Raw genomic sequence first — 22697 nt, 5'->3', positions numbered from 1 at the left:
ATATTTAATTTCTTCTACCTAGTTCTTCTCTAATTCTTTCTGCATCTTCACCTTTAGCTGTAAAAATTAGATGATCTCCTACTCCAATGATTGTATTTCCATGTGGCACTAACCATTTACCATTCCGCCAAATTCGACTAACAGTCATTTGTTCAATAAAGTCTAGATTCATCAATTTCTGACCAGCATACTTATGATTTCTAACCGTTACTTCAAACAGGCCATTCTTAGTATCTGTTAAAATTCTCAAAATTGAAGGTGATTCAATTAGAGCTCTTAATACAGAAGTCTGAACATTGAAAATATTGTAAATTTCAATTTTTTCACTGACTAATTTCTTAATTGTTTCAGGCTTTGGTCTCTCTTGACTAGCAATAACTCTTTGAACACCATGCTCTTTTGCTAAACGGGCAATTTTACGATTTAGGTCATCTTCAATAAATCCAGCTACTAAAATATCACAGTCAAAGACACCGGCCTTTTCTAAACATGACTCTTCTAAGCTGTTAATTAACTTCAAATTAGCAACCTTGCTCTTATAAGTATCATAGTTTTCTTTTTTATGGGTTACTAATAATACATCATACCAATTATCATGAAGCTCCTGAGCAACAGGCACCGTCATTACATTGGTTCCCATCATGACAACTCGTTGCTTAATTTTATCTTCTTTAGTTAATCTAAAGAGCGAATTAAATAAAATTGGGCCTAAGATACATACGACTACGGCTGCCAAAATAAAGGCATCTGATTGAGTTTCAGTAATTGCATTTAACTTACGAGCAACCTCTAATGTTGGAAGTACAATTGTAATTGTAGTCATAATTAAAAATGTACCCGCAAGACTGTTACGTTTATTGAAATTTCGTGTATAAACCAAAAATATAGGCAATTTGGCTAAAAGTAAGAATAATACTAAAACTGGGATCAACATTAAAGCATTCGGATTAGCAAGAAGTGACTTTAAATCTAGCTTAACACCCGTTGTAATAAAGAAAATTGGAATGAAGAACCCATAACCAATAGAAGTTAGCTTATCCATTGTGGCTTCACTTGGTTCAAGTAACTTCATAACCATCCCAGCTAAAAAGGCACCTAAAATATTTTCTGCCCCTACACGTTCTGCAACTGTTACTAGGGTAAATATTAAGAAGAAGGCCAATCGAATATCTAGTTGAGTAGTTGCTTTAGAGATCTTATTAAACCACCGATACGGTTGTTTAAATCGTCTCAACAAGATAATTGCTGCTAGGAAAAGCAGAACAATAAGCCATAATCTTCCAGCATTCCCACCGTTAATTGAAGCATAAATAGTCAACAGCAATAAGGGAATTACTTCCCCTAGAACGGCTGTTAATAATATGGTTTGCCCAATCGGTCGAGATAAGATTTCTTTTTCTTTTAGAGTGGCAATTACCACTCCTAAGGCTACAGTCATAAAAATAATCATAGCCAGCATAACATCATTAAATAGGCCTATTAATTTTAGAATATAGGCTAAAGCAAATGCCGTTATTGTGATAGCAGTAAAAGCAATAACTGCTATTCGTGCTGGATTAATTTTACTCTGTTTAGACTCAGGTAAATCCTTCTTTTTAAAAAGATCAAAATTAATTTCCATACCTGATAGAAACATCAGCAAAATCACACCTAAATTTGATAGAAGCGATACGCTGCTTGTGATTTTTATGGTATCTAATAAGCTTTTTCCTAGAATTATTCCAGTCACAATCTCAGCAACTGCCGTTGGTATAGCATTAATCCTAAATCGCGCCATAACGATTGGAATTACTAAAGCTGCTAAACTAACAATAAATATAGATAGATCCACTTTTCTTCCCCTTATAGTAAATTTAGTACCATTATACTAAAAAACAACAAAAAATAAGTCGGCTTTTATAAGCCAACTTATTCTATTTATTCTGCTTCTTCAAAGGTAATTCTTCTAGCAATAACTTGCTTTTGAAGTGCGGGGGTTGTTCTGAAATCAGTAAGCCATTTACTTTGAGCCGTATCACTACCTGCAGCAATTGCATCAGCTAAATTTCTAACAGGAGTGTATCCTTTAAGCATCCCAGCTAAGAAAGTTCCAAGTAAGGCATCCCCACTACCACTACTATCAACTTCTTCAATTTCAGGCGCATGTGCCATTAAAGCATCCATCATATTAACAATTGCAGCACCATTTGCACCTAAGGACAAAAGAACATGTTGTGCTCCTTTGACTACTAAGCTATGAGCCATATCAATTAATTCTTTTGTAGTTACTTCCTTGTCATCCTTTTCGAACCAATGCTTCAATTCAGTCTCATTTGGCTTAATTAATAATGGGTTCATTGGTAAGATATCAAGTACGTTTTCATAAGGAACATCTACTACTAATGCAGCTGCTCTTTGATCAGCAACTTTAGCCAAATCAGTTAGATAAACTGGGTCTATTCCCTTAGCAAAGCTTCCGGCAATTACTAAAATGTCACCAGCTTTTAAGACTTTCAAATAATCCAATAATTTTTGTTGGTTTTTAGCAGTAATTTTAATTCCACGAGTTTGCTCAATAAATTGGTTCTCAATCTCAGCTTTATCAAGCTCTTCTGCTACTTGCTCTACATTTTTGTGATTTACAATTCCAGTCGCAATTGAATCAATACCTAGTTTTTTTAAAATAAGTGAAATATTAATTCCTTTACCTACTACACTTTCACTAGGATCTAAAGTTACTGTATAAATCAAAATTATATCCTCCATGCTTTTTTCATAGTTTATTATAAGACAAAAAAGACATGATTCCCATTAGGATCACGTCTTTCATGTATTTAGTCTATTTGAAAATTGTTATCAAATTATCTGTAAGTTCCCCATGCTTGGTTATTCAAACGACCAACTAAATAACCGTATTGACCATTTGCACGTGGTTGTCTTAACCATACATAGTTACCAGAACGGTAGTATGCATCGTATTTAATTACAGTATTAATTGGTAAAGTTTCAATAATTGGGCTAGTAGTACTTGCACCAGTTCTTAAGTTAATTGCTCCACCGGTAATGAAAGTACCATTTTGCTTAGTCCAACTAGCATTGTTATTAGTATTTACTTGCTTAGGAGTAGTTTGTTGAACAGGCTTATTAGCTACTGCATTAGTAGCTTTAGCAGAACCTTCTTTGAATGTTCCCCATGCTTGACCATTATTACGTCCTACTAAGTAACCATATTGACCGTTTGCACGTGGTTGTCTCAACCATGTGTATTGACCTTCAGTACGGTAAGCATCGTACTTAACTTCAGTGTTTGTTGGAAGCATTGCAATTACTTTACTGTTAGTGCTTGCGCCAATTCTCAAGTTAATTGCTCCACCTGTTACAAAGACACCGTTCTGCTTAGTCCAATCACTGTTTACATTAGTGCTTGTACTTGGCTTTTCTGCTGGTTGTGCTGGTTTATTAGCAGGCTTAGTTTCTGCTGGCTTACTTACTGAGGCAGAACCTTCTTTGAATGTTCCCCATGCTTGACCGTTATTACGTCCTACTAAGTAACCATATTGACCGTTTGCACGTGGTTGTCTTAACCATGTGTATTGACCCTCGGTATGGTAGGCATCGTACTTGATTTCTGTGTTTGTTGGAAGCATTGCAATTACTTTACTGTTAGTGCCTGCGCCGGTTCTTAAGTTAATTGCTCCACCTGTTACAAAGACACCATTTTGCTTAGTCCAATCACTGTTTACGTTAGTGGTTGTACTTGGCTTTTCGGCTGGCTTAGTTTCAATTGGTTGTGCTGGTTTATTAGCAGGCTTAGTTTCGGCTGGCTTACTTACTGAGGCAGAACCTTCTTTGAATGTTCCCCATGCTTGACCATTATCACGTCCTACTAAGTAGCCGTATTCGTTGTTTGCACGTGGTTGTCTTAACCATGTGTATTGACCAATTGTACGATAAGCATCGTATTTAACTTCTGAGTTTGCTGGTAATTGAATAATGACCTTGCTATCAGTGCTTGCACCAGTTCTCAAGTTAATTGCTCCGCCAGTTACAAAGACACCGTTTTGCTTAGTCCAGTCACTGTTTATGTTAGTGGTTGTACTTGGCTTTTCTGCTGGCTTAGTTTCAGTTGGTTGTGCTGGTTGTGTACTGTTATTATTATTTGGCTTAGCAGTAGCATTACTATTGTTAATAATTGGATTTGCAGGTGCTTGACTACTGCTTTGACCGTTATTAGCATTGGAATTATTGGTATTAGCAGCGTTAGTTGAGGTGTTGTTATTATCAGCAGTAGTCTTATTTGAAAGAGGAACTACATTAACATTTCCGTCAACATTTTGGCCACGCCAATTTTGCGTATATTGCCAAATAGCTACATTGTCCATTGATGGGAAGTAATTGTAGTCAGGATTATCTTCACGACCATTAGTTTTGTACTTAGCTACCCATAATGCATTTGGATACTTTTCAGAAATCTTATTAGTATCAACCTTATTCTTTAGTAACCATTCACTAGAATAAAGCATTGGGTTGTATCCACCATCATGAACAGTATCCATGAAGCTAGTGATTGCATTAGTATTAGCTGCAACACTACCGTTAGTATTATTATTAACGTCTTGTTCCCAATCAGTTGCTAAGTATGAACCTTGTGGTAAACCAGCTTGTTGTGCTGAATTAACTGCATAGTTTCCTTCTTGAACTGCTTGATTGCTGTTAGAGCCAAAATGAGTGTAGTGGTAACCCATAGTCATCATATTATTTTGTTCAGCACTCTGGATTTGGCCTTGAGCATTAGGGTTTTGGTAGTTAGTACCTTCAGATACTTTAACGACAGCAAATTGTGCACCAGATTTGGCTTGTTGATCCAACTTGGTACCTTGCCAACTTGAAACATCTACACCTGTAGACTTTGCAGGTACAGTATCAGTTGCAGCTTGTGCTACTTGATGAGTTTTAGTAACTCCCATAGGATCTACAATTGCTAAAGCTGTCATAGCACTAGCACAAGCTAATGCACTAATAAATTTCTTATTTGTTGAACGCATTAAAAAACTTTCTCCTCCAAAAAATTTTAATGAAACAATCTAATCTTTTATAAATTAACGAACTAGTACTGACTTGGCAGATATCCATTGATTTCCACCAAGGTCGTACCAAGTTTGTCCGTTAACATTAGCTACACGGAAGTATCTCCAACTTGAACCATCTTTTAAGAACTTACCTGAAATTTGATCTTGGCCTGGAACACGCCATACTGCTACACCATAGTCTGGTTTAGAATTAATAGTTAATACACCAGATTTTGCAGTAATTTGTGCTTCTTGAGTAGTATATTTTGCCATAATCCATTTACCATTACTAATTTCATAATATAAATTTCCGTTAGCATATTTTGAAGCTATAACTACAAATGCACTACCAGCTTCAACTTGTTGGTTTAATTTTTGACCATTTGGAGCTGATAAAACTTGGGTAGTCTTAGTTACTTTAACCAAAACAGTAGAAGCAGCCTTTGGAGCAGTATTAGTACTAATCCATTGAGTACCATAGCTATTATTTGCAGCTGCAGTAGATACAGCACTTTGGTAACTTTGTACTGGTGCAACATTTTCAACTGAAGCAGTTGGCTTTACAACAGTTTTAGCACTAATAGTTACTGGAGTGGTCTTAACTTCTTTAACTTCAACCTTCTTAGGTTTTACTACTGGAGCTTCAACTACTTTAGCTGATTCTTCTACGGGAGTAGTCTTAACAGCTGGAGTAGTTTCTTTCTTTACAGTTTCAACTGGTTTTACTACTGGGGCTTCAGCTTTCTTAACTTCAGCCACCTTAACAACTGGAGTGGTTTCCTTCTTTACAGTTTTAGCTGGTTTTACTACTGGGGCTTCAGCTTTCTTAACTTCAGCTACCTTAACAACTGGAGTGGTTTCTTTCTTTACAGTTTCAGCATTTTTAACTGTATTAGTAGTCTTAACTTCAGGAGCTTTAACTACTGGTGCAGAGTTAGTTTCTTTATTTTCAGCTTTAGGAGCTTCAACTTTTACAGGCGTAGTCTTAGCTGGTTCAGCCTTAACAGCCTCTTTTTTAACTTCTTCTTTCTTAACTGAAGTTGCTGCTAATGAAGTAGCTAATTGTTTAACTGGCTGAGCTGCCTTAGTTTCAGCTTTAACATTCAAAGTCGTAGTTTGGGCTGGAGTTTTAACTTCTGCAACTTTCTTTGTTTCAACAGTGGCTGCTTTAACTGGAGCTGCAGGAGCTTGAGGCTGAGCTTGTTGAGTTTGAGCTACTGGAGTCTTAACTGGTTGGCTAGCTTGGTTGTTAGTAGTTGTAGTTTGCTTATTACTATTATTAGTATTAGCAGTGGCATTGTTAGCAGTAGTGTTATTAGTAATTGGGCTAAATGCAAGTGCATTAATCCAGCCATTACCAATAAATGCACGTTTTACACCGTTGTTATAAGTAATATACTTAGTAACATTTACGTTTTGACCAACTCTTGCAGTATCTACTTGTATACCAACACTAGGATCAACTGGTGCACTCATAACTGGTGTTGTTTGTGCAACTGTACGATTTTCGTTAACAACTTGTGTAACGGGATCATATTTGTCAAAACCATTAGTTGCAATCACACTATTAAGCGTCTTAGCATAATTTGGATCAGTAGCGTATTTACCTTGTAAACCATTTTGAGTTGCTTGAGCATAGTTATTTGAGTTTTCTACCCAAGTACCAGAGTAATAATTACCCATTTGGTTACGTAATAAAGCACCATTATCTTCAAATGATTCAGTATATGATGGGTACTTTCTAAATCCGGCATTAGTAGTGTAGTAACCACCATTACCGTATTCGCCAGTATTCATATTTACTGACTGACCATTGTAAGAGCCTTTAATACCAAATAAGTTATTATTAGGTTCTTGAGCCAAACCTGATTGACCCCAAGCTGATTCAACTGTTGCTTGAGCAAGCATAACTGAAGTATAAGTACCATACTTAGATGATGCAGTCGTAGCAGCTGGAATAGCTTTATCTAAAAATTCTTGTTGATAGGTTGCAGCTTGAACAGTACCTTCACCAGTTTTTAAAGGATTATCTGGTTTAAGGTTGTTGGTAACTGATATACCGGCAGTGGTTATAAGTGCCGCGGTAGCAATACCAGTGAATGTTCGTTTTTTCATCACTTAAACTCCCTCCAATTTACATACACCCTTTATTGTAGTTTGGCAAGTTGCCAGATACAACCGAACAAACATTCTGAAATAAAAAAGTAACATAAATTACATACTTTCATCTCAAAATAAAAAGAGTAATGCCGAAACATTACCCTTTTAAGAGTTTATTTAATAACTTAATCAAGTTTCTTATCTCAAAAAATATCGTCCTAATTCTTTTCACTATCATCAAACACAGAAGTAACTGTACGTTCAACATATTGAGCAGATAAAGGAGCCTGATATTGATCAACTTCTTCCTTTACAAATAAGTTAGCTTCACACATTTCGTTCATAGCATCCTTAACTTCATTTTCAGTCAAGTTTTCTGCTGCATCCGGTAAAGATAGATTTACTTTCTTATTTTTAGCGTTTTTAAATGTAAGTCTTAATGTTTTAGTAGTAGTCATTTTTTATTCTCCTAAATTTTTCTTTATTTATGTGTTTTTCTTAAGCTTGAATATCTGAATATGAAATTAGTCTAGCAGTTTTAATACCATCATCTTTCTGCAACTTAGATAAGGCATTTCCTACCTTCATTACTTCTTCAGCACTAGCTTGCTTCTTAACATTTTTTAAAATTCTACTTTTCTTACCATTGCTATATTTTTCACCTGCAAAAGTAAATTGAACTGATTGATCCTTTAAAATAAATTCCATTTTTATACCTCTAAATAGTCAAACTGATAATTAATTTTTGTAAGTCAGCACCGGTGAATTGCCTTACACTATTACTAACGATTTATCTCAAAAAATTGTGCCACTTTTTCAACAAATTTTTCATACGTGAATTTGGTATAATTTAAGTAAGATAAATTCATTTTTATAGGAGGAAAAAATGATGAAACGATCAAAACTCGGAGTTGCCATTACGGCATTCTTCATTACCTTTTTAGCAGTTGGATGTTCAAACACATCATCAAATAATTCATCTAATAGTGGTTCCGACAAGTACACCACCTATATGAATCAAGGAAAAGATGCTGCTTCTAGTCAAAAATATGAAACAGCTGAAGAAAAATTTGAAGATGCACATGATGTAAAATCCACTTCTGAATCAAAAGCTTATGCAGATCAAGCTGGCGACATGAAGGATGCTCAAGAAGAAATTAGAGAATATGAATTTAAAGATGCCTTAGGTGAATTAGATAAAGCAGCCAACAAGACCAATGGCTACTCAGTAATGACTAAGCAAGTTTCTAAACTCTACAAGACAATCGACAAGGTTCAAGATCATATCACTAATGATATTAATCCTTTGTACAAGAAGGCTAAACTAAGCTACAGAGACGGGGACTACCAAGCAGCAGTCGAATCTTGTGATCAAATTTTAGACTTACCTTACATTAATAGTAAGTATTATAAGAAGGTAAAGAAGAACGTTAAACATTTACGTAAAGTTGCTAATGCAAAATTAAACAGCGAAAATGTTAACGATGACATTGACACTGAAAACCTAGATGCTAATGATGACGATGAAGCTACTACTTCAAACAAGCAAAGTTCTAACTCAAAATCTAGCTCATCAAACAGTAGTAATACTAACAACACTAGTTCTAACTCTAACAAGAGTTCAAGTAATTCAAATAGCTCAAACTCTCAAGACAACAATGCTGCAAGTCAAAAATCTAGTGCAACAAGCTCAAGCAGCAACACTACAGCTAATAATAACAATTCAAATACTAATTCTTCATCAACTTCAAGTAATGATAGTATGATGATTAACGGTCAAACAGTTACTGGTAGAGTAATTTCTCAAACCCGTAATCAACTAAGTTCAATTGGCGTTGATACTAGTTCATGGTCTGATCAAAAAGTAGTTAACTTCATGAGATCAGCTGCTAATAGTGGTCATACTACAATTGATTCTTACACCAAACAAGATGTAGAAAACTTTAAATAAGCCCTATAAAATTTGCTTTTGATTGTAATTCAATGTAAGATTATATTGAATTTTTGTACAGCTAGACAGTAAAGGAGCTCTTAACTTTGACTGAAGACAAGAAGAACACCGAAGAAACTCAAGAAAAAGAAGAATTTGAAGTAGTTATGCCAGAGGCAAATCGTGTAGAAATGCCAGCTACTGAATTTAAAGAACAACCAGATTACTTAAAGACATTTGCTAACTTCTACATTTCAAAATTTGACGAAAGCGATCTTGAAATTATGGATGTTTATGATGGTAATCATGATGTTATCGAAATTAATACATACTTAACTAACAATATGGCTTTCAGCCGTCGCAACTTGGTTAAGCATGTTTTAAATATTCATGGAGACCGTTTTATGGATATGCTTAACAACATCCAAAAACAAACTGGCGTAGATCCACAAAACATGAAGACTTACGAAGATTGGGAAAAATGGTACACTGATCGTCGTAACGAGATTAAACAAACTCTTTCATAAAAAAATCACAAATTATTAGTTGCATATTGAATCCTAAAGGAACAAAATAGTGCTAGTAAAAAAGAATGTATTGTTTTAATACATTCTTTTTTATTTATCTAAAATGTCATTACGTTTTATTTTATTAGGAAATTTTAATATGAATAATGGTGTACGAAAAAAGGTCACTCTAGCTGGCCTTTTAGTTTCAATTGGAATCGTCTATGGCGATATTGGTACAAGTCCTCTCTATGTTATGAAGGCAATTGTGAATGAAAATGGAGGAATTGCTAGTGTTAACAGAGAATATATAGTCGGATCTATCTCTCTTATTCTTTGGACAATAACTCTTTTAACAACAGTTAAGTATGTTCTAATTGCTCTTAAAGCGACTAACCATGGTGAGGGTGGTATTTTTTCACTTTATGCTTTGGTTAGAAAAAAGGCCAAATGGTTAGTTCTTCCTGCTTTAATTGGTGGAGCTGCCTTGCTTGCAGACGGCACACTGACACCTGCAGTTACTGTCACGACAGCAATTGAAGGTCTTAAAAACATGAGATTTGGCAATGATATTCCCGTTCCTAATCAAAACAGTGTTCTTATTATTACCATCATCATTCTTTTATTTTTATTTTCCATCCAAAGAATGGGAACTAGTATAATTGGAAAAACTTTTGGGCCAATTATGCTTATCTGGTTTACTTTTTTAGGTTTAACTGGTGCTATGAACCTAAGTCATGACTTGTCGCTCCTTGAGGCTCTCAACCCTGTGTTAGCAGTCAAAATTTTGTTTAGCCCAGCAAATAAGGTTGGTGTTTTAATCCTAGGAGCTGTCTTTTTAGCAACTACAGGGGCAGAAGCGCTTTATTCAGACGTAGGCCACGTAGGAAAAGGCAATATCATGGCTTCTTGGCCTTACGTCTTTATTTGTCTAGCCTTGAACTATCTTGGTCAAGGAGTATGGATTTTAGAAAATCCTAACTACCATGCTGGTAATACTGACTTTAATCCCTTCTTTGAAGCTCTTCCAAGTCAGTGGAAATTTTTCGCCATCATTTTAGCCACCTTAGCAGCCATTATCGCTTCTCAGGCTTTAATTACTGGATCTTTTACATTAGTTTCAGAAGCAAGTGGCTTAAAATTTTTACCAAGAATGAAAATTATATATCCCTCAACTGAACAAGGCCAGATCTTCATCCCTTCTATTAATAAAATGCTTTGCGCTGCTACAATCGGAATTGTCTTTTTATTTAAGACATCAGAACACATGGAGGCAGCTTACGGGTTAGCAATTACTGTTACCATGCTAATGACGACAATATTACTTTTTGAGTACCTATCTCTAAAAAAAGTTAACATCTTGTTACGCTTAGTTTTTCTGTTTTTGTTCGGTGCAATTGAAAGTATGTTTTTAATTTCCAGTTTAGCTAAGTTTTTACATGGCGGTTATGTAACAGTAATTATTGCTGCCTTTATCGGTGCAATTATGTATATTTGGTATTTTGGTAACAAAGTTCGTGATAGACGCGAAGCTAAAAATGCTTACGTGCGTTTAGACGAATACACTTCCATGCTAAGTAATTTAAGTCATGATGATAGTGTGCCTTTATACGCGACAAATTTAGTTTATATGGCTAAGGTTAAGTACAATAAGTTTATCAAGCGCGATATACTCTACTCAATTTTAGACAAACGTCCAAAACGGGCCCATGCATATTGGTTTGTCACTGTTAATGTAACTAACGAACCCTTTACCGCCGAATATGCAATTAATACTTACGGCACAAAAAACGTGATTAACGTTCAACTATATTTAGGTTTTAAACAACAGCAAAAAGTTAATGTTTATCTACGACAAATAGTTCACGAGCTAATTAAAGATGGTACAATCGAATCTCAGCCACAAGAATACACCACGACTCCCGGTCGTGACGTTGGAGATTTTAAATTTGTAATTGTAAATGATGTGATTAGTCCACAAACTCAATTAAATACTTATGAAAAGTGGTTAGTTGAAAGTCGTGTCTGGCTTCAAAATTTATCTTCTAATCCTGCTGTTTGGTTTGGATTAGAATATGCTGATACAGTAGTTGAACGAGTTCCATTAATCCTAGGCTCACAAAATATTAAATCAATTCAAAGAACTAAATTGAAATAAATATTTTTAATTAATCGCCTGCAGATACTTGCAACTCTTGCGCAAATAGATGAAAATAGATATGTTTAAAAAAAGAATGTCTTTTCGGCATTCTTTTTTACGTTATTGAATATTTAGCTATTTGGCTATTTATTGGGAGAATATAATAATGAATGAAAAAACACGGAAAAATATATCAGCCGCAGGCTTACTGATTGCTATTGGTATTGTCTACGGAGATATCGGAACAAGTCCGCTATATGTTATGAAATCAATTGTTGCCGGAAACGGCGGAATTGCGAACGTAAATCGCGACTTTATTGTAGGTTCTATTTCCTTAGTACTTTGGACAGTTACCCTGTTAACAACTTTGCAAACTGTCTTTATTGCCTTAAAAGCTACTAACCATGGTGAAGGTGGTATTTTTGCCCTCTATACTTTGGTCCGGAAACGAGCAAAATGGCTTGTCCTTCCTGCTTTGATTGGTGGTGCAGCAATTTTAGCTGATGGTACTTTAACTCCCGCAGTTACTGTTACAACTGCGATTGAAGGATTAAAAGGAATTGAATTTGGTCATGGTAACGTTCCAGTTTCTACTCAAGGAACTGTTATTGCGATTACAGTAGTAATTCTTTTACTTTTGTTCTCAATTCAAAGAATGGGGACAAGTATTATCGGTAAGGCTTTTGGTCCAATCATGTTTATCTGGTTCACCTTCTTAGGTGTAATTGGATTAATGAATATGATGGGGGATCTTTCAATTTTACAAGCTCTTAATCCATACTACGCAATTAAACTTTTATTCAGTCCTTACAACAAAGCTGGAATCTTTATTTTAGGTTCTATCTTCCTTGCTACTACTGGTGCTGAAGCTTTGTATTCAGACGTTGGTCACGTTGGTAAAGGAAACATTATTGGTTCCTGGCCATATGTCTTTGTTTGTTTGTCACTTAACTACTTTGGTCAAGGTGTTTGGATTTTAAACAATCCTAACTACAATGCGGGAAATGGTGATTTCAACCCATTCTTTGAAATTATTCCACAAAACATTCGTTTAGCTGCGATTGTTTTAGCAACTATTGCAGCTGTTATTGCTTCACAAGCTTTGATTACTGGTTCATTTACTTTAGTAGCTGAAGCCAGTGGTTTGAAATTTTTACCAAGAATGAATATTATGTATCCTTCCACTAAAAAGGGACAGATTTATATTCCTTCAGTTAATAAAATGATTTGTGCAGCGACTATTGCAATTGTTCTTTGCTTCCAAACCTCAGCTCACATGGAAGCAGCTTATGGTTTGTCAATTACCATTTCAATGTTAATGACAACAATTCTGCTCTATGAATGGTTGGCAATGAAGGGCGTTCATACTATTTGGAATTGGCTCTTCTTAATTTTCTTTGGCTTTTTAGACGTAATGTTTATGTTAGCCAGCTTGAGTAAATTCATGCACGGTGGTTACGTTTCACTAGTTATTGCCGGATTCATCGGAATCATTATGTACGTTTGGTACTACGGTAATAAAATTAGAGACAAGCGTGAATCACGTAACGCTTATGTTCGTCTTGATGAATACGTGGATATGTTAACGAACTTAAGTCATGACGAAGATTATCCTACTTTTGCAACTAACTTAGTCTATATGGCAAAAGTTAAGTACAATAAGTTTATTAAGCGAGAAATTCTCTACTCTATCTTAGATAAACGTCCTAAGCGAGCACGCGCATATTGGTTTGTAACAGTTAATGTAACTAACGAGCCATTCACTGCTGAATATGCTGTTAACACTTATGGTACAAAGAATGTTATTAACGTTCAGCTCTTCCTTGGTTTCAAGCAGCAAACTAGTGTGAATGTTTACTTGCGTCAAATTGTTCATGACTTGATTGCAGATGGAACTATTGAATCTCAACCACAAGAGTACACTACTACTCCTGGTAGAGATGTTGGTGACTTCTCATTCGTTATCGTTAACGATGTAATTAGTCCACAAACACAACTTAGAAGTTATGAAAAATTCTTAGTTGAAGCCCGTGTATGGCTTCAAAATCTTTCCTCAAACCCGGCTTCATGGTTTGGCTTAGATTATGCAGATACAGTCATTGAACGTGTTCCATTGATTCTAGGAAATCAAAGAAGACAACATATTACTCGCATCCCTCCTAAGAAATTTGAAGATATCAAAAAGAAGCTTCAAGCCGAAGGAGAACTTAAAGAGTAGGGCAAGTTAATGGCTAACAAAAAGGCATCCCAAAAGGGATGCCTTTTTAGTGTTCAAATATAAAAATTTTTAAGAGGATTTCTAACTATGTTTAACTAATTTAATTCCTTAATAATACCTTCCAAGGTCTTCTTAGCTTCTTCTTGAATTGGTTGAGTAGGGTGTTCTTCATCATACTTATTCAACCAGTCTAACCGATCTTGCATTCTCTTAGCCAAAGTCTTTTGATATTCAGGGTCATCTAAGTGAACTTCGTAGCCTTCAATTGGCAAGTATGATACACCCTTGAAGTTACCAAATTGCTTCCAGTCACTGTCTTTGATAGTACCATTAGCAAGATCTTCAACTAACTTCTTAGTTACTTCCTTTGGAATATCCTTACCCATAAATGCATCAGTATTCAAGATGTAACAAGAAGCTCCACGCTTAGTAAATAATTCCTTAAAGTCTGAGTAGTCACCAGATACTGGGTAAGCACGGAATGGGTCCGCAAATGGTTCAATTACCAAAGTATTCATGTCAAAGCCCTTTGGTAAGTTTTCAGCACTAGTTCTCTTGGTTGCTAAAGTAAGTCCCATTGTAGTTGCTAGAACTGGATCATCAACCTTTAAGATTGGTGGTAAGGAACCATCCTTCATAATCCAGAATAAGGCAGTGATTGGTGCACTTTCATAGTCAACTCTATGTGGTGAAGTATAACGTGTCTTAATAACACGACCATTATTGTTACGAAGATCTTCAGTCACAATAACTTTCTTACCATCTTCATCTTGAGTAACAGCACAGTTCATAATTGTAGTGTAGTACTTAGTCTCATGGTGGCCTGCTGGATAGTCATGCGTCTTATCAAAATATGAAGGCTCTAATGCTACTGAAGATCCATCTTCACGAGAAATAATAAATGCATCATCGTGCAAAACAGTAATATCATATTTACCATCATACATTTCATGAGTCAAAGTAGATTTGCCTGAACCAGATAAGCCGTAGAAAGCAAATACTTTATCATCCTTATCCTTAAAGTGGAATGACTTTTCACCACCGTGACAAGCAGTATAACCGTTTCTGTGAGCCATAGCCCAAGCAAGAGTTAAAGTACCCTTCTTTAATTCACCGAAGTAGCGTAAGCCAAAGACTGCAGCACAGTTATGTGGAGCATCAAAGACACCAAAGCCCTTTTGATAGTCTTCATCTTGTGTATTTGGATCAAAGTAGAAGTAAATATCTCCTTCATCATATAACTTCGAGTTCTTATAGATCTTTTCTGCTTCTTCATCAAAGAAATGGAAGTTCAAGATATATGAAAGTAAGTTAAAGGCTTGATCTTCTGGCATCATAATATGTGCTTTAACAGTAAAGCTTGGATCTAATCCTACTAAAACTGTTGCTTTTAAGAATTTTTGATCATGGCCCTTATAAATATCTTCACGTAAATTGCCAGCTAATGCTTCAGGATCCTCTTTTGGATCGTCAACAAAGTGACGTGCACTTGCTGTTCTACCCAAGATTTTACCGTGATTATAAACTAATTGCTTTGCACCCTGTGGTAAACCGAGTTCTTTAGTATGTAAAATTGGTAGGTCAGTTTCGATAACACCAGATTGTTTCTTAGCTAAATTATAAGCTTCAGCAACACTAGTTACTTCGTGTACATTGTTACCATAAAAGGCAGATTCAATAGTAGAACGAACCCGACTAAATTTTTTGTTAGCTTTTCTTAACTCATCATGAGAATAACGTTCTTGTGTACTCAACTTAAATTTCCTCCTCTGAAACCATAGAAAGCGGTTTCAATTCTTACAGTTAAATAATAACATAACAAGTTAACTATAGCCATGTATTAATTGAAAAATAAATTGATATTAATCGTAAATAACCCATACAAACAAAAAGCAATTCCCTAATACATTTAACTTATTAAGGAACCGCTTTTGTATATGATTTCGATATCTTTTAATTGTTTTTATTATTTATAAATTTTTTCCATAGTAAAAATACAATAACTAAAAGCCAAGAAATTAATGAAATTGCACTAATTACATAGAACCAGCTTGGCACGGCAAAGTGTAAAATAGCGCGATTTAATCCAGCTTTTTGATTAACAATTGGATTCCCAATTATATTTTTAGCACCGGAGAATTTCTTACTATTCACTGTTAGTTCACTTTGCGTGTAAAGCACAACAGGTAAAACTATCTTATTATCTTTATTAGCCTTCCAAGATAATACTAAATCACCATTTTTAGTAACTCGGTGATCAAATTTTTGGTATCGCTCAACAACATTAACTTTATATAGATAAGCTGCATTTTGGTCAATCGACTTATCTTTCGTTGGTAAATAGTCTGGTAAATAATGCCACTTCAACATTTCTAGCATCTTGTCACTGGTTGATTGTTTAGCGACAACTTGAACTTGTGCATCTTTTTGACAAGCAACTGTGAAAATGTGGTTGGTAATTATATTTGGCACAGCTGCTTCTAAAAGTAAAATTGTTACCAAGCTAATGCCAACTGCTTTTGGCTTAACTCCCTTTTTTAGTAAGTAGTTAACCGTTAAAGCCATCCCTAGTAAAATCAATGGATATACCACAACTGTTAATCTAAATGGAAACTGAAAGTAGGATTTTAAGCTTGGAAAAGCTCTTTGAACTAGTCCCCATGGAAAAACAAATGAAGATAAGCCTAATAAGACAGTCCCCCAAATGGTTACAAAAGTATTTAGCCTGTCTCGTTTATAGTGCATGACAACATAGATAAATTGCGCAATAATCAATAAAACAAAAATTGGCAAAATATATGCAAATGCTGTTCCATATTCATTATGCCAAAGCATATGTGGTCGTAACCCACCGCGAGATAAATCAAATTCAGTAGTTGCAGAAAGGTGATTTGTAGGCATTAAAACTAAAAATGCACCAATTACATTTGCTGATAAGACAACGGTTCCTAGAACTGCCTTAATAAAAGGTATCCAAACTTTTTTAGAATTATTGTTAATAATTAAAGAGTAGATAAAGAATGGAATCAGTAACAAGACTGCCATTAAGGTACTTAAGACATGGACTTGGATAAGCAGACTCATCACAATCATTAACTGAATCCAGTTAATTGGTTGTTTTTTATCGCAAATCATGCGAACGCCGCATAAAACAACTAGCGGCATTAACGCCTGGCCCCACCCATTAAAAGAACTACGATTGATAAAGGCTGGAATCATCCCAATGTTAATATAGATAATTCCCATTACAGTAGCTAAAAGCTTATTAATACCTACCTGCTTTAGGAGGTAATACATACTCCCAGCACCCAATAAAGAAATTAGATAGGCTAAGATAACTTGATAGTTAAACCAATTACCAGCAATAAGAACTAAAATCCCGTTAAAATAGGCGAAAAGCGGCCCATAAATGGCATTAATAATTCTTCCGCTCTGCTGAAAAGTAAAATTAGTTTGGAAAATGCTAAAGATTCCACTTTTAAGCTGCATCCCTGCATCATAAAAGCGACTATAGTGAAATAAGGTATCAGCAGTGTCATCACTAGCTAAAATAGTGTGTGAGATTAGCTGTGGTGAAATGACTATGGTTGTAGCCAAGATGATTAATAAATATGGCCAGATGAATTGGCAAAATCTATTAGTTTTTATTTTTTCTAACATGTTTAACCTTTTCTAATTAAGAATATTGTCTTAAGTGATAAGAATACCAATTCATAATATTATTAATAATTTCTTTTTGCAAACAATGAAAAAAGAACCAAACAGCTTTCGCCATTTGATTCTAAAATTAGTCTTTGTTTTTTTACCAAATCACAACACGTTTTTCTGGATCTAACCACATACCATCTTCTGGCTTAACATCAAATGCCTTGTAGAACTCTTCTTGGCATTGTGATTGAACGTTAGCTCTTTCAGGACCAGGAGCATGAACATCAACTGAAACTTGTGTCTTAATCGATTCAGGAAGTTGCTTGTTTGCCCAAACACGAGCAAAGTTTTCAAATACTTCCTTCATGTTTCCATCTTCACCCTTATTAGCTTCAACAGCTGCAGTCAAACCACCTTGGTCAGCAATATTTTCAGAAACAATCTGCTTACCATTCAAGGTAACTGGACCATATTCAATACCATTAAATAAGTCAATTTCGGCTTGAGTACGTTTCTTAAATTCCTCAAAGTCTTCGTCTGTCCACCAGTTCTTCAAGTTACCAAATTCATCAAATTTAGCACCGTTGTTGTCAAAGGCGTGAGAAATTTCGTGTGCAATAACAACACCAATACCACCGTAGTTTAAGCTACGAGATTGTTTCAAGTCATAGAATGGCTTTTGCAAAATTGCAGCTGGGAAAGTAATATCATTTCTCTGTGGATCGTAACATGCATTTACTAAGTTACCAGGCATGAGCCATACAGTTCGATCAACCGGTTGCGTTAATTTTTCAAGATTATACTTAACTGATTCTACAGCAGCTGCGCTTTCATTAGAGTAAAGGCTACCACCTTCTGCTTCAGGGACAACTTGAAGACGATCATAGATTTCTTCAATCTTTTCTGGATAACCAATCTTCAAAATTAAAGCACGTAATTTAACAATTGCTTTTTTCTTGGTGTCTTCAGATAGCCAATCATTTTCAGAGATACGTTTTTCATAAACGTCAATCATCTTATGAATCATATCTTCTACGTCAGCCTTAGCTTCAGCGCCAAAGTAAGTTTGACCGTAGTACACACCAACTACTTCGCTAAACATACCATTAGCTAAACGGTAAGCTTGCTTAGTACCAGAAGATAATTCAGGTTGTCCTGATAAAGCTTGACTAAATGGAAAAGCAGCTTCACGGAAGTCTTGAGAAAGATATGCAGCTACACCATTAATAAACTTAACAACCATCCAGCCTTTAATTTCATCAAAATTATCTTCGTTGATCAATTCCTCAACATGATCTAAAAATCTTGGTTCAGTGACAATAATCTTCTCAGGCTTTTGAGTAAATAAATTACTTAAGAAGTTGTCAATCTTAAAGCTATCAAACTTATCTTCAAATTCAGATAAAGGCATTGGATTGTACATTGCTGGGTAATCTGCCCATTCTTCAGTTGACTTAAGCACCTTAGAAAGTTTCTTATCAAACTTCAATGCACCTTCTACATACTTCTTAGCATCTTCTTCACTTACATCAGCCATCTTAAGTAAGTTTTCAGATTGATCTTGTAATACCTTCAATAAATCAGCTGCTGCAGGATTGTCGTAGGTAGTAGTATCAGGCAAGAATAAACCAGGTCCGCCAAAGTACACAACATGAACTTTAGTATCCTTCATGTCAGCATCAACTGACACACTGATTGGTAAGTCAAAAGCATTCTTGTAAAAATCAGCTACTCTTAAGTTAAGATCAGTTAAATTACGTAAACTAGTGATTTCTTCAAGGTCAGCTTTAATTGGCTTTGCCCCATCTTCATTTCTCTTGTCAAAGTTATTAGCAATTTTGTAAAGTTCAACTGCTTTTTCAAAATTAGGAACATTTGGCAATTTCTTTTTACCATCTGCAAAATCCGCAAAATCTTGCATTAAGCTCTTTTCAATGTTCAAATCAATACCATCAAAAGAACTAATTCTTGAACGGTCTGAAGGAATTTTTGCTTTTTCAATCCATTCAGAATTCACTGCTAAGTAAAGATTATCTTGTGGTCTTGCATTAAGATCGGGCTTAGTAATATCACCAGCACCGCCACGTACATTGAGTAATGCCATTAATAAAATTCCTCCTTGTAAGTCATAAGTAATTATATAAATGATATCATTATTAAAATTATTAGTCTATGATTAAACATAAAAGAAAACTACCATTTCTGGCAGTTTTCTTTTTTAGTTGTTAGCAAACAAATTTTTAATTTCTTCTGGTGTCTGAGCTTTTTTAAGTTTCTCAATGAAATCTTGATGTGTTAACAATTTAGCCGTATTAGACAAATATTGTAAGTGCTTCTTACTATCCTTTTCAGGAATCAAAAATGAAATTACAGTATCAATCTTTTGACCGTCTAAAGAATCCCACTCAATCGGATTCTTTAGCTTTAAAATTAACATAGCTGACTGTTTAATAGCTGCAGATTGTGCATGCGGGATAGCAAAGCCATCTGTCATTCCAGTAGAATTTTCTTTTTCACGAACTAAATACTTATCATAGACAGCTTGACTACTAGTAGCCAACCCATTTTTCACTGCTAAATTAGCTAGGTATTTTAAAGCTGAGTCTTTATTGGGTACATCAACATTTACTTCAATATTTTGCGTTTCCAAAATATCATTTGGATTATAGTCCGTAACAGCATTATTTTTTTCTACAGTTTTAGGCTTTTTGACATTTTCTTCTTCACCAAATACATCTAGATCAGGGCCATCTTCAAATTCTGGCTCTCTTTTTGCAAATCTACCAGCAATCAAAGCTAATAAGATTCCTGAAATGAATGAACCAATTACGATCCATAATACCCATAAAAATGGTTTGTTAACTAATGGTAAAATAATGAATCCGCCATGAGGGGCTGGAACTTGAATTTTAGAGATATAAGTCAAGGCTGCCGCAATTGCTGATCCAACCATAAATGCAGGAATATTCCATAAAGGATGCTTTGCAGCAAATGGAATAGCACCCTCCGTAATATGGGTTGATCCTAGTAGAAAATTAACATAACCAGCTGTACGTTCATTCTTGGAATATGCCTTCTTATTTAATAAAACTGCAAAGCCAGTTGCTAAAGGTGGAGCAATACATGCAGCAGATACACCGGCCATAAAGTAGTAGTTACCTTGTGCTAGTAAGGCTGTACCTGTTACATAAGCAGCCTTATTAATTGGTCCACCAAAGTCAGATGCACACATTACACCAATAATAATTCCTAAAAGAATTGGACTAGAATTTTCAAATCCCTTTAACCAGGACATCATACCCGTATTAATTGCTTTAATTGGTCCATTGAGCCAAAACATAATTGCTCCAGTAATGAATACACCTAAAACTGGAAGTAAAAAAATTGACTTTAGTCCTCTAAATTCTTTATCAGGAAGTGGTTTTAACAATCTCTGAAGTAAGAGAACTACAATTGCTGCTAGATAACCACCAATAATAGCTCCTAAGAAACCACCGCCGCCAACACTTGTAATCATCCCAGCCGCAAAACCAACGACTAGGCCTGATCTTTTAGCTAACGCTTCAGCAATAAAAGCCCCTAAAACTGGGACCATTAATCCCATCGTCGTACTACCAATTGTATTTAACATATAAGCAAATTGATTATACTGACTGCTCTTAGGATCAGCAGAATAAATTCCCCAGAAAAATGAGACAGCAATTAGCACACCACCTGCTACAACAAAAGGTAACATGTGGGAAACACCATTCATTAAAGACGTGTAAATTTTAGTTCCTAAATTTTCAGCGCTATTTCCAGCTGTAGAAGATTTTTTAGCTGGTTGTCCAGGTTTGTAAATAGGTGTATCAGGATTTAGGGCTTCCTTAATTAGTGTCTCTGGCTCTTTTATTCCTTTGGCAACGGGTACAATCACCGCTCTTTTACCAGCAAAACGGTCTGGATCAACATCTACATCTGAAGCAATCACTACACCCTTAGCATTCTTTATTTCTTCTGGTGAAAGTTCATGCTCAACACCCGTTTGACCATGGGTTTCAATTTTAATTGAATACCCTAATTTTTCAGCAGCCTTCTCTAATGCTTCTTCAGCCATAAAAGTATGTGCTACACCAGTTGCACACCCAGTTGCTCCGACTAAATCATATTGAGTCATCTTTTTCATCCCTTCTATTACTTAACTTCACTTACGTGAATCTCATTTAAATATTTTTCTAGTTCAAAATCTGTTAGTCCCATGCGACTCGCAGTATCACTACCAGCAGCTATTGCAAATTTCAATGCCTCTACCGTGTTACATCCCAATTCTTTTTTTCCAATAAATGTACCGAGCATGGTATCTCCAGCTCCAGCTGTGTTGATGACTGAAATTTTAGGAGCATTACCAAAATAAGCATGATTCTTATCAATGAGGGCCGCTCCTGAATCTCCAAGAGAGACTAAAACATTTTTACAACCGTCATCAATCAGCTTTCTAGCTAGTTTAATAATTTTTTCTTGATCCAATTTTTCATTTAAATCAAAAAAACTAGCTAATTCTTGATCATTTGGTTTTAGTAAATAAGGATAATAAGGCAAAGTATCTAAAACTGCCTTAGAACTAGAGTCAATTACTAGTTTTACTTTTTTATCAGCCATAACTTTGGCAATTTTAACTAAGTAGTCTTGGTTAATCCCTCTAGAAAAACTTCCTGAAATAATTAAAGTATCGCTTTCTTTTAGTGTTGTCCTTAAATACTTTAAAAATTGCTCTTGAACTTTTTCACTTACTTCTGGACCAGGATTTACTTCTTTATATTCTCGATTTTGATCTATTACCCGAGTAAAGACATTAATTCTAGTCGGTTCCTTAACCTTAAGAAAATTATTGCTGATACCTTTTTCTGTTAAACCTGCTGTAATGTAATCAAGTGTAAAGCCGCCTCCGATTCCGGTCGCCACATTTTCTATACCCATTTTTTTCAAAATAAATGATACATTTACACCCTTACCATTAGGTTGAAGCTCAAAGTTCTCAGTTCTATTAACAATATTTGGCTCTAATTTTTTAGTAATAATTACCAAATCAATTGCTGGATTAAGTGTTATTGTATAAATCATGAGCTTT

15 protein-coding genes are annotated in these 22697 nt (G+C 35.2%); 4 read left to right on the top strand and 11 right to left on the bottom strand.

Annotation, left to right across the window (positions count from 1 at the left end; translation table 11 throughout):
* Positions 1 to 4: 4 nt before the first annotated feature.
* The 6 genes from H0I41_RS00890 to H0I41_RS00865 form a co-directional block, all read right to left on the bottom strand.
* On the bottom strand, positions 5 to 1831 hold the full coding sequence (locus tag H0I41_RS00890) for a monovalent cation:proton antiporter family protein (protein WP_004898631.1): 1827 nt from the start codon (positions 1829 to 1831) through the stop codon (positions 5 to 7).
* Between the two features lie 86 nt (positions 1832 to 1917).
* Entirely contained in the window at positions 1918 to 2745 is an 828-nt protein-coding gene (locus H0I41_RS00885) for a PfkB family carbohydrate kinase (RefSeq protein ID WP_014566999.1), read from the bottom strand.
* Between the two features lie 95 nt (positions 2746 to 2840).
* Complete coding sequence (locus tag H0I41_RS00880) at positions 2841 to 5024, bottom strand: GH25 family lysozyme (RefSeq protein WP_135014091.1); 2184 nt, start codon at positions 5022 to 5024, stop codon at positions 2841 to 2843.
* Positions 5025 to 5078: 54 nt separating this feature from the next.
* On the bottom strand, positions 5079 to 7163 hold the full coding sequence (locus H0I41_RS00875) for a glycoside hydrolase family 73 protein (RefSeq protein WP_135014109.1): 2085 nt from the start codon (positions 7161 to 7163) through the stop codon (positions 5079 to 5081).
* A gap of 203 nt (positions 7164 to 7366) precedes the next feature.
* Positions 7367 to 7606: a DUF2922 domain-containing protein gene (locus H0I41_RS00870; RefSeq protein ID WP_004898627.1), complete on the bottom strand. Its 240-nt coding sequence runs from the start codon at positions 7604 to 7606 to the stop codon at positions 7367 to 7369.
* A gap of 40 nt (positions 7607 to 7646) precedes the next feature.
* Entirely contained in the window at positions 7647 to 7856 is a 210-nt protein-coding gene (locus H0I41_RS00865; RefSeq protein ID WP_004898626.1) for a DUF1659 domain-containing protein, read from the bottom strand.
* 181 nt (positions 7857 to 8037) lie between these two features.
* On the opposite strand from H0I41_RS00865, the gene H0I41_RS00860 reads away from it, so the two are divergent.
* The 4 genes from H0I41_RS00860 (at position 8038) to H0I41_RS00845 (ending at position 13942) form a co-directional block, all read left to right on the top strand.
* Entirely contained in the window at positions 8038 to 9099 is a 1062-nt protein-coding gene (locus H0I41_RS00860) for a hypothetical protein (protein ID WP_135014110.1), read from the top strand.
* Between the two features lie 86 nt (positions 9100 to 9185).
* The gene (locus H0I41_RS00855; protein WP_004898622.1) at positions 9186 to 9605 is read left to right on the top strand and encodes a hypothetical protein; all 420 of its coding nucleotides are present in this window, start codon (positions 9186 to 9188) and stop codon (positions 9603 to 9605) included.
* 139 nt (positions 9606 to 9744) lie between these two features.
* Positions 9745 to 11742 (top strand): KUP/HAK/KT family potassium transporter, encoded by a 1998-nt coding sequence (locus H0I41_RS00850; RefSeq protein ID WP_004898620.1) that lies wholly within the window; start codon positions 9745 to 9747, stop codon positions 11740 to 11742.
* 148 nt (positions 11743 to 11890) lie between these two features.
* Positions 11891 to 13942: a KUP/HAK/KT family potassium transporter gene (locus tag H0I41_RS00845; RefSeq protein ID WP_004898619.1), complete on the top strand. Its 2052-nt coding sequence runs from the start codon at positions 11891 to 11893 to the stop codon at positions 13940 to 13942.
* 95 nt (positions 13943 to 14037) lie between these two features.
* On the opposite strand, the gene H0I41_RS00840 is transcribed toward H0I41_RS00845, so the two are convergent.
* From H0I41_RS00840 to pfkB, 5 genes are all read right to left on the bottom strand, one after another.
* A complete protein-coding gene (locus tag H0I41_RS00840; protein ID WP_014566994.1) occupies positions 14038 to 15696 on the bottom strand; it encodes a phosphoenolpyruvate carboxykinase (ATP) in 1659 nt (552 codons plus the stop codon).
* A 199-nt stretch (positions 15697 to 15895) separates the two neighbouring features.
* Positions 15896 to 17602 (bottom strand): glycosyltransferase family protein, encoded by a 1707-nt coding sequence (locus H0I41_RS00835; RefSeq protein ID WP_004898615.1) that lies wholly within the window; start codon positions 17600 to 17602, stop codon positions 15896 to 15898.
* A gap of 142 nt (positions 17603 to 17744) precedes the next feature.
* Positions 17745 to 19694, bottom strand: a complete 1950-nt coding sequence (locus H0I41_RS00830; protein ID WP_135014092.1) for a M13 family metallopeptidase — start codon at positions 19692 to 19694, stop codon at positions 17745 to 17747.
* Between the two features lie 114 nt (positions 19695 to 19808).
* Positions 19809 to 21746 (bottom strand): fructose-specific PTS transporter subunit EIIC, encoded by a 1938-nt coding sequence (locus H0I41_RS00825; RefSeq protein WP_011161364.1) that lies wholly within the window; start codon positions 21744 to 21746, stop codon positions 19809 to 19811.
* Positions 21747 to 21763: 17 nt separating this feature from the next.
* Complete coding sequence (gene pfkB, locus H0I41_RS00820; RefSeq protein ID WP_011161363.1) at positions 21764 to 22690, bottom strand: 1-phosphofructokinase; 927 nt, start codon at positions 22688 to 22690, stop codon at positions 21764 to 21766.
* Positions 22691 to 22697: the final 7 nt, after the last annotated feature.

Source organism: Lactobacillus johnsonii, from assembly GCF_014058685.1.
GTDB lineage: Bacteria > Bacillota > Bacilli > Lactobacillales > Lactobacillaceae > Lactobacillus.
Note: the sequence above shows the minus strand (reverse complement) of the source record. Positions and strands in the feature narration are given on the sequence as shown.